Annotated in this window: 8 protein-coding genes; all 8 read left to right on the top strand. The window is 65.2% G+C overall.

Annotation, left to right across the window (positions count from 1 at the left end; translation table 11 throughout):
- A partial coding sequence (locus tag ACIQ6O_RS09585) for a rod shape-determining protein (protein WP_396207566.1) occupies nt 1-800 on the top strand: 800 nt, incomplete at its 5' end.
- A 104-nt stretch (nt 801-904) separates the two neighbouring features.
- Nucleotides 905-1,990 carry a rod shape-determining protein MreC gene (gene mreC / locus ACIQ6O_RS09580; RefSeq protein WP_396207567.1) on the top strand — a complete coding sequence of 362 codons (1,086 nt, stop codon included), beginning with the start codon at nt 905-907 and terminating at the stop codon, nt 1,988-1,990.
- On the top strand, nt 1,990-2,499 hold the full coding sequence (gene mreD, locus ACIQ6O_RS09575) for a rod shape-determining protein MreD (RefSeq protein WP_396207565.1): 510 nt from the start codon (nt 1,990-1,992) through the stop codon (nt 2,497-2,499). The genes mreC and mreD overlap by 1 nt, the downstream gene beginning before the upstream one ends.
- 78 nt (nt 2,500-2,577) lie before the next feature.
- Complete coding sequence (mrdA, locus tag ACIQ6O_RS09570) at nt 2,578-4,299, top strand: penicillin-binding protein 2 (RefSeq protein ID WP_396207564.1); 1,722 nt, start codon at nt 2,578-2,580, stop codon at nt 4,297-4,299.
- The gene (gene rodA, locus ACIQ6O_RS09565) at nt 4,299-5,564 is read left to right on the top strand and encodes a rod shape-determining protein RodA (protein ID WP_396207563.1); all 1,266 of its coding nucleotides are present in this window, start codon (nt 4,299-4,301) and stop codon (nt 5,562-5,564) included. The genes mrdA and rodA overlap by 1 nt, the downstream gene beginning before the upstream one ends.
- Nucleotides 5,565-5,636: 72 nt before the next feature.
- The gene (accD, locus tag ACIQ6O_RS09560) at nt 5,637-6,506 is read left to right on the top strand and encodes an acetyl-CoA carboxylase, carboxyltransferase subunit beta (protein ID WP_396207562.1); all 870 of its coding nucleotides are present in this window, start codon (nt 5,637-5,639) and stop codon (nt 6,504-6,506) included.
- 23 nt (nt 6,507-6,529) lie between these two features.
- Nucleotides 6,530-7,849 carry a bifunctional folylpolyglutamate synthase/dihydrofolate synthase gene (locus tag ACIQ6O_RS09555; RefSeq protein WP_396207561.1) on the top strand — a complete coding sequence of 440 codons (1,320 nt, stop codon included), beginning with the start codon at nt 6,530-6,532 and terminating at the stop codon, nt 7,847-7,849.
- A 9-nt stretch (nt 7,850-7,858) separates the two neighbouring features.
- A partial coding sequence (locus tag ACIQ6O_RS09550) for an ATP phosphoribosyltransferase regulatory subunit (RefSeq protein WP_396207560.1) occupies nt 7,859-8,462 on the top strand: 604 nt, incomplete at its 3' end.

Raw genomic sequence — 8,462 nt, 5'->3', positions numbered from 1 at the left:
TGATCGCCGACTTCGATGTCACGGAAAAGATGCTGCGCTACTTCCTGACGCTGGTCATCGACAAGCACGTCTTCAAGGTCAAGCCGCGCGTGATTGTCTGTGTACCGTCGGGCATCACGGAAGTCGAGAAGCGCGCCGTACGTGACTCCGCACTCGGCGCTGGCGCGAAGGAAGTCTTCATGGTCACCGAGCCGATGGCCGCAGCCATCGGCGTCGGGCTACCGGTGGAATCACCCACCGGCAACATGGTCATCGACATCGGCGGCGGCACCACTGAAATCGCCGTCATCGCGCTGTCGGGTATCGTGAGTGACACGAGTATTCGCACGGGTGGCGACGAGCTCGACATCAGCATCGTGCAGTTCATGCGCAAGAACTACAACTTGCTGATCGGTGAACCCACGGCGGAGCAGATCAAGATTCAGATCGGCAGCGCCTATCCGGTTGGCGAAGAGCGCGAGATGGAAGTGAAGGGACGCGACCTGGTCTCCGGCATTCCGAAGACGGTGCGCGTGCACAGCAGCGAAATCCGCGAAGCGGTGCAGGAGCCCATTCAGCAGATCGTCGACGCGGTGCGTCGCGCGCTCGAAATCACGCCGCCTGAACTCGCGTCGGACATTGTTGATCGCGGGATCGTCATGACGGGCGGTGGCGCCCTCATTCGCGGGCTCGACGTGCTGCTGTCCCAGGAGACCGGGTTGCCGATTCATGTCGACGAAGACCCGCTCACCTGCGTGGTTCGCGGCACGGGGAAGATCCTCGACGACGAGGAGAAGTACTGGTCGGTGCTCACCACCTGACCGATCGATCGCGGTCGCGCCACTCGTTCATCACTCATTCTCGCACGACCTCCGTGGCTCGAAGCGTTCGCGGTGAAGGCCGTCTTGACACTGGCTTGCTGCTGGTGTGTGTGACGCTGGCCATTCTTGCGTTTCTCGCGCCTCGCCGTTCACGGGAGAGCGTGGCCGCCGGATTGCGCGCGACGGTTCTGGCGCCCCTCGTGAACCTCGAGGCACGGTCGGCCGGTATACGGGCCGCGATAACAGCGCGCAACGACCTGCTGGCGACCAGAGGGCGCGCCGTCGCCGACACGTTGAGTCTGCGCGCTATCAGCGATGAGAACACGACGTTGCGCCAGCTGCTCGGTCTGTCCGCACGACTGCAGGAGGGCTTCGTACCGGCGGAGGTGTTGCCGGCCCGCGGCCCCGAGGAGTTCACGCTGAACGTGACAGCCGGAAGTCGAGTGGGTGTGCAGCCGTTTCTCCCGGTGGTGACGGCGGATGGTCTGGTAGGGATGGTGGAAACGGTGGATCAGGCCAGCAGTACGGTCATCACATGGGCACACCCCGATTTTCGGGTGAGTGCGATGAGCGTCGATCAGGACGCGTTCGGGATTGTGCAGCCGCACCTCGCCGCCGGCGCAGAGCGCTGGCTGCTCGAAATGCGCGGGGTGCCGTTTCGCGCGAAGCTCGACACGGGTACGCTCATCGTGAGCTCGGGGCTTGGCGCGACATATCCGCGCGGCATTCCGGTCGGCACTGTGATCGGCGAGTTGAGCACGCCCGAGAAATGGGCCCGCACGTATCTGCTCAAGCCCGCCGTGTTGCCGGAGAACATCGGGCCGGTGCTGGTGTTGCTTCCGGGGCGTGGCGACCGCGGGGTGAATGGGGTGTGGACGAGCGTCGCGGCGGCCGACAGCGCCGCACGGGCAGTGGCGGCATCCGGCGACTCGATTGCGCGCACAGCGGCTTTCGATGAATTGACGGCGCGGCGCGCCGCGCTCGACTCGTTGCTCGCCGACAGTCTCTCGCGCGCTGATACCATCGGCGGGGGGCTGACGTCACGTTCCGCTGCCGCGGCCGACAGTATTCGACGGGATAGTCTGCGGCGCGAGGTCACGCGTCGTGACAGTGTTCGGCGCGACAACGACCGGCGTGAGACGGGGCGTCGCGATGCCGTCCGCAGCCGTCCACCGGTGAGGGGGCGGTAATGCGCGGCCCACCACAATCTGCGGGCGTCGCAGGCGCGCTTCGGGCGTGGGCCGGTTTTGCCGTGCTGGTCGGGGCACAGTTCGGCGTGCGTCCGCTGATCGCCGGTCGGGCCACGGTGGATTTCGCCGTGATCGCGGTGCTGTTCTCCGCCGTTCGCCTGCGTCCGGGGGTGGCCGCCGTCGTTGGCTTCCTTACCGGCCTCGCGCTCGACGCACTGTCTCCGGGGGGCTTCGGCGCCAGCGCGCTCGTGCTCACCGTGTTGGCGTTCAGCGCGTCGTGGCTGAAGGCGGTGTTCTTTGCCGATCACGTGGCGCTCACCGGATTGTTCGTGTTCAGCGCCAAGTGGCTCTTCGATGTGGCGATGGCGCTCCTGACGGGCGTTGGGAGCGGTGCCTCGATGCTCGTTGCACTGCTGGTGTGGTCGCCACTGTCGGCGGCGTTGACGGCTGTGGTGGGCGTGCTCCTGCTGGTGGTGTTCCGGCCGCTGTACCGGCCCCATTCGCTGTAGCGGATCGCCAGTGCGAGCCGATCGTCCGGGGCGTCACCCGTGAGCTATCATCCGAATTCCGTTCGCCGTCGCGCCCTCGTGGCACGCGGCCTTCTCGTGGCCGCCTTCACCCTGCTCGGCGGGGCCTTCTTTCGGGCGCAGGTGCTCCGGAACGAAGAATTCGTCCTCAAGAGTGAGAGCAACCGGCTGCGGGAGGTGCCGCTCCCTGGCGCGCGCGGCATCATTTACGATCGGAACGGGCAGATCATCGCAGAGAACTTGCCCGGCTATTCGGTGTCGCTCCTCAGTCCGAGTGTGGATTCACTCAAGTCGGCTCTGCGTTCGCTTGCGCAGGTCGTGGAGATCGATTCAGCGCAGCAGGCATTGGCCCTCAGGCGGTTTCGCGCTGCGCGCACCCGTCCGGCTGTGATTTTCAACGACGCGAGTTTTCAGGTCGTCTCCGTGCTCGAAGAGCGCCGCGCCGAGTTTCCCGGGCTGATCATTCAGAGCGCGCCCAAGCGGTACTATCCCGATGGTCCGGCCGTTGCCGCGCTGGTGGGCTACACGGGTGAAGTCTCTGACGATGACTTGTCGAAGGAGCGTTACGCCGGGTACAAGGCGGGCCAACTGGTCGGACGTGGCGGCCTCGAACAGCAGTACGAAAAGGCATTGCGGGCGCGGGAAGGGAGCCGCTTCGTGGAAGTGGACGCGCGGAATCGAGTCGTGCGCGACGCGGGCGTCCGTCCCGAGATCCAGCCGGAAGCACCACCGCCGTTGCGCACCACGATCGACCTCGATCTCCAGCGGTATGCGCACGAGTACTTTGGGGACTCGCTGCGCGGAGCGGTGGTGGCACTCGAACCGCAGACCGGTGGTGTTCTCGCGCTATACAGCGCGCCGAGCTACGACATCAACAAGTTCACCGGTGGCATCGCCCCGGCGTTCTTCAAGTCGTTGCTCGACGATCCTCATCGCCCGATGTTCAATCGCGCGCTCGCCGGGACCTACGCCCCCGCCTCCACATGGAAGTTGGCCACCGCGGTGCTGGGCATGGAGATGGGGCTCGTCAACATCGATACGCGCATGCCGCAGCCGTGCACCGGCGGCTACTACTACGGCCGTGTGTTCAAATGCTGGGACAAGAAGGGGCACGGCGACATCACGCTCGCACAGGCCATCGCGAAGTCGTGTGACGTGTACTTCTACCAGCTCGGGTTGCGAATCGGCCTGACCAATCTGCTCGCCGGTGGTGTGAAGCTCGGGTTCGGCGACCGCACGTCCATCGACCTGCCTTCAGAGCGGCGGCCCACGTGGCCGGCTAGTACCGCGTATTTCGACCGGACCTACGGGGCGCGCGGGTGGAACAAGTCTGTCGTGCTGTCGCTGTCCATCGGACAGGCGAACAATGCGCAGACCCCGCTCAGCATGGCACGCTTCTACACGGCGCTCGCGACCGACGGCAAGGCGGCCACCCCGCACATCGTGGCACGGGCACCGGAGCGGAAGCAGATCATCGAGCTCAAGCCGGCGCAGCTCCGGGACATTCAAATGGCACTCGCCGATGTCGTCAGTCGCGGAACAGCGGCCGGCGCGCAGATTCAGGGGCTGACCATTGCCGGCAAAACCGGCACGGCGCAGGTGAACGGGCAGCAGGATAATGCGTGGTTCGTCGGGTACGCGCCCGCTGACGCACCGAAGATCGTGGTCGCGATCATCATCGAAGAGGGACTACACGGCTCGGTGGCCGCCAAGGTGGCCACCAAGCTGATGGAGCGGTATCTGAAGGCGAAGCTCACCATGACTGCGGTAACCAACGACTGATGGCACGCCCAGGCCTCGTGCGTCGACAGAGTATCGACATCCCGCTGCTGGGGACTGCGCTGCTCCTCACGATCTTCGGTATCGCCATGGTGTTTTCGGCCGGGCAGACCGATGTACCCGACAAGGGCCTCGTGGGCCTGTGGCAGCGCCAACTGGCCTTTTTTGTCGTGGCGTTGGGCGCCACGTGGGTGATTACGCGTGGGACCGTGCGGCTCATCGAGTGGAGCGCGTGGCCGATCTACGTACTCAGCATCGTCCTGCTGCTTGCCACATTCGCCTTCGGGTCGGGCGCGGGTACGGCGTCGAGCATGAAGGGATGGTTGACCATCGGCGGACGTCGCATCGGTCAGCCGTCGGAACTGGCGAAACTGGCGACCACCCTCATGCTGGCGCGCATGCTGGCCATGCAGCGGGAGCGTATCCGGTCGCTCGTGGAGCTCTGGAAGCCGCTCATGGTGGTAGGGGTGCCGTGGCTGCTCGTGATGGCCCAGCCCGATCTCGGCACAGGGATCGTGTTCATCGGCATCTGTTTCGCCATGCTCTTCTGGGCGGGGGTGCCATGGCAGCTACTCGTGATGCTTGCCAGCCCTGGGGTGAGTCTGATCCTCGCCTTCAGCACCGGGGTATGGGGGGCCTGGTTTTTGATTCTGGTGGCGCTGGTCCTCTGGTACCGCCCGTATCTCGTGGAGGGGGTGGTGTTGGTCGTGGCGAACGTGGTCATGGGCGTGGTGGCGCCGTTGCTGTGGGACAAGCTCAAGCCGTACCAGCAGCAGCGCTTCCTCGTGTTTCTCGACCCGAACATCGACGCGAAGGGGTCGGGGTACAACGTCATCCAAAGTCAGGTGGCGATCGGATCCGGCGGTTTGTTCGGCAAGGGGTTCACGCTGGGCAGTCAGAAGCGGCTCAATTTTCTCCCCGAGCAGCAAACCGATTTCATTTTCTCCGTGGTTGGCGAGGAGCTCGGGTTCGTCGGGGTTTTCGTGGCGCTGGCATTGTTCCTCGCGCTCTTCCTCCGGTCGACGCGCGTCGCCGCCCGCGCCGCCGATGCCTTTCCCAGTCTGGTCGCGTTCGGCCTCATGTCCGCCTGGTTCGTCCACGTGATGGTCAACGTGGGAATGACGCTGAACCTCATGCCGGTCACGGGCATCCCGTTGCCGTTCTTCAGCTACGGCGGGTCGTTCTTGCTTGTGAGCTGGCTGGCCGTCGCCGTTCTGCTTCGCATCTCGGCCGAGGGGCGGGGGCAGGCGGACGCACTGGGACTGTAGGGCCGAGGGGAGGCGAGTTCGTCGGGCGCAAGGTCTAGCCTTACGGCGCGTACCTTTCGATCTTTCTCGCCTATGGCCTGGTTCAGGAAGGAAAAGAAGCCCCGTCAGCCGCGTCGCGAGCGCCTCGAGATTCCCCGTGACACCTGGGAAAAGTGCGAGGCGTGCGGGCACACGGACATCCGTGACAAGTTCCTGCGCAATCTCAATGTGTGCCCCGCGTGCGATTTCCATCGCCGCATGCGCGCCTGGGATTACGCGAACGCGCTCCTGGACGAGGGGACCCTCCTCGAGGTGAGCGGGGAGCTTCGGTCGGTCGATCCCCTCGGTTTTCCGGATTATCCCGGACGCCTCAAGCGGGCGCTCGCCAACGCCGGGGACACCGATGCCATCCTGACCGTCACGGGTCAGCTCGAAGGCATGCCCGTTGGCATCGCGGTTATGGATTTCGCGTTCATGGGTGGCTCCATGGGCTCGGTGGTCGGCGAGAAGATCGCCCGGCTCGGTCTCCGGTCGCTCGAACGGAAGCACCCCCTGGTGATCGTCTCGCAGTCAGGCGGGGCTCGGATGCAGGAAGGCATCCTGTCGCTTATGCAGATGGCCAAGTCGTCGGCCGTGCTCTCCCAGCTGGCGGAGCGGCGGATCCCGTACATCTCCGTGCTCACCAATCCAACGACAGGCGGGGTGAGCGCGAGCTACGCGATGCTCGGTGATGCGATTCTCGCCGAGCCTGGTGCCGTGATCGGTTTCGCCGGCCCTCGCGTGATCAAGCAGACGTTGGGGCAGGATCTCCCCGAGGGGTTCCAGACCGCGGAGTTCCTGCTCGAGAAGGGGATGGTTGATCGTGTCGTGCACCGGAAGGAGATGCGCGGCACCCTGTCGCGACTCCTCCGGCACATGACCGGCCGTCCCGCCGCGGCCGGCCACGACCAGGAAGAGAACTGACGGCAGGCGGACCGCTGGATCCATTGACCCCACACACCGTCCCGGCGATCGGGTCGGAAGACACGGAGTCGGCTTATCACGCGGCGCTCCGGCGGTTGTTTGCGCGCACCGGTGGCGCGTGGCGTCTGGGCCTGGAACGGGTAGCCGAACTTTTGGGGCGCCTCGGCAATCCCCATCGGGCATATCCGGTGTTTCACGTCGCTGGGACCAACGGCAAGGGGAGTACGGTCGCCACGCTCGATGCGATGCTGCGCGGCTCCGGCCTAACCGTCGGGCGGTACACGTCGCCGCATCTTGTCGATTTTTCCGAGCGTGTCGTGGTGAACGGGGTGCCCATGTCGCACGCCGAGATCACCGAGTGGCTGACGAATTGGGAGCCCGTACTCACCGAGTTGGGTGCCACGTTCTTCGAGGCGACGACGGCGATGGCGCTGTCGCATTTCGCGTCATGCGGGGTGGATGTCGCTGTCGTAGAGGTGGGACTGGGGGGGCGGCTGGACGCCACCAACGTGGTGCAGCCTGTTGCGGCCGGCGTCACGCAGATCGGCTTCGACCACATGGAGTTCCTCGGCGAGACGCTCGAAGCCATTGCCGGGGAGAAGGCGGGCATTTACAAGGCCGGGACGCTGGCGGTGGTGGGCGACACGAGTCCGGGCATTCGCGACCGGCTATTGGTTCACGCCGAGCGGGCGCATGCCGCTCCCATCCTCGTCACCGAGAGAGACTGGACCGTCAACGAAATCGAGGTGGGAGCAGGCGGCACGACCTTCACGCTTCACGTGAACGGTGTACGCCGCCGCCTCACCACGCCGCTGGTCGGGCACTTTCAGGCCCACAATGCTGCTGTGGCGCTGGCCATGCTGCGCGGCGCCGGGGGACGGTGGGCGGAGATCGAGGCGCGCGCCGAGGAACTCCTTCCGGCCGTTCGACTCGCGGGTCGGTTTCACCAGTCCCCGCCTTGGCTCTTCGATGTCGCACATAACGCGGATGGGGCGGCCACCGTGGTGGCGAATCTGCTGGCGGTGGGGATGCCTCATCCCATCACGGCCGTCGTGTGTGTCCTGCGTGACAAGGATTGGCGCGGCATCATCAGGGCGGTGGCGAAGGCGGCTGAGCGCATCGTGGTGACGATCGCCCCGACCTCTCCCGCCAACCGGGTCTGGGACCTGCACGAAGTGGAAGCGTGGGCCCGTGAGGAGCAGCTTCCAGTCGAGCGTATCGACGATTTCACCAGCGCTCTGGCGCATGCGCGGGCTGAAGCGGAGACGATTCTCGTGACCGGGTCCTTCCACACGGTAGGAGATGCGATGGAACGGTTGCAGGTGCATCCGTTGGCTCGGTAACTTTCCGGGATGTCCCACAAGCCGCTGCCCGGATTCCGCGATTTCTACCCAGAGCAATTCGCCGAGCGAGCCCACATCTTCGAGACCTGGCGCCGCGTCGTGCGGCGCTATGCGTTTGTGGAGTATGATGGCCCGCCCCTCGAACCGCTCGAGTTGTACACCCAAAAGAGCGGCGAGGAGATCGTCACCCAGCTCTACAATTTTGTGGACAAGGGTGACCGACCGGTCGCGATGCGTCCGGAGATGACGCCGACCTTCGCGCGCATGGTCGGGGCCAAGGCGCAGACGCTCCGGAAGCCGGTGCGTTGGTTCTCGCTCCCGCAACTGTTTCGCTATGAGCGCACGCAGAAAGGGCGGCTGCGAGAGCATTATCAGCTCAATGTCGACATCGTGGGCGAGGCCGATGTGTTGGCGGATGCCGAGCTTCTTTCGGTGGCGCTGGAAATCATGCGCGCCTTCGGGCTTTCCGCGGACGACGTTCGGGCCAGGGTGAGCGATCGGCGCGTGTTGAACGGGTTACTCGAACACCTCGCGATCGCCGAGGCCAAGTGGCCGGCGGTGTACGCGGTGCTCGATAAGCTCGAGCGCCAGCCGCGCGACATTTCCGCGGAGA

It is taken from the genome of Gemmatimonas sp. (genome assembly GCF_044345575.1).
GTDB lineage: Bacteria > Gemmatimonadota > Gemmatimonadetes > Gemmatimonadales > Gemmatimonadaceae > Gemmatimonas.
The sequence above is the reverse complement of the archived record's forward strand: the minus strand, read 5'-3'. Positions and strand labels throughout refer to the sequence as shown.

What these genes read in the sequence shown, in the direction of transcription:
- mreD (WP_396207565.1), top strand. Translation starts at nt 1,990, where the DNA reads ATGCGCGGCCCACCACAATCTGCGGGCGTCGCAGGCGCGCTTCGGGCG.
- rodA (WP_396207563.1), top strand. Translation starts at nt 4,299, where the DNA reads ATGGCACGCCCAGGCCTCGTGCGTCGACAGAGTATCGACATCCCGCTG.
- accD (WP_396207562.1), top strand. Translation starts at nt 5,637, where the DNA reads ATGGCCTGGTTCAGGAAGGAAAAGAAGCCCCGTCAGCCGCGTCGCGAG.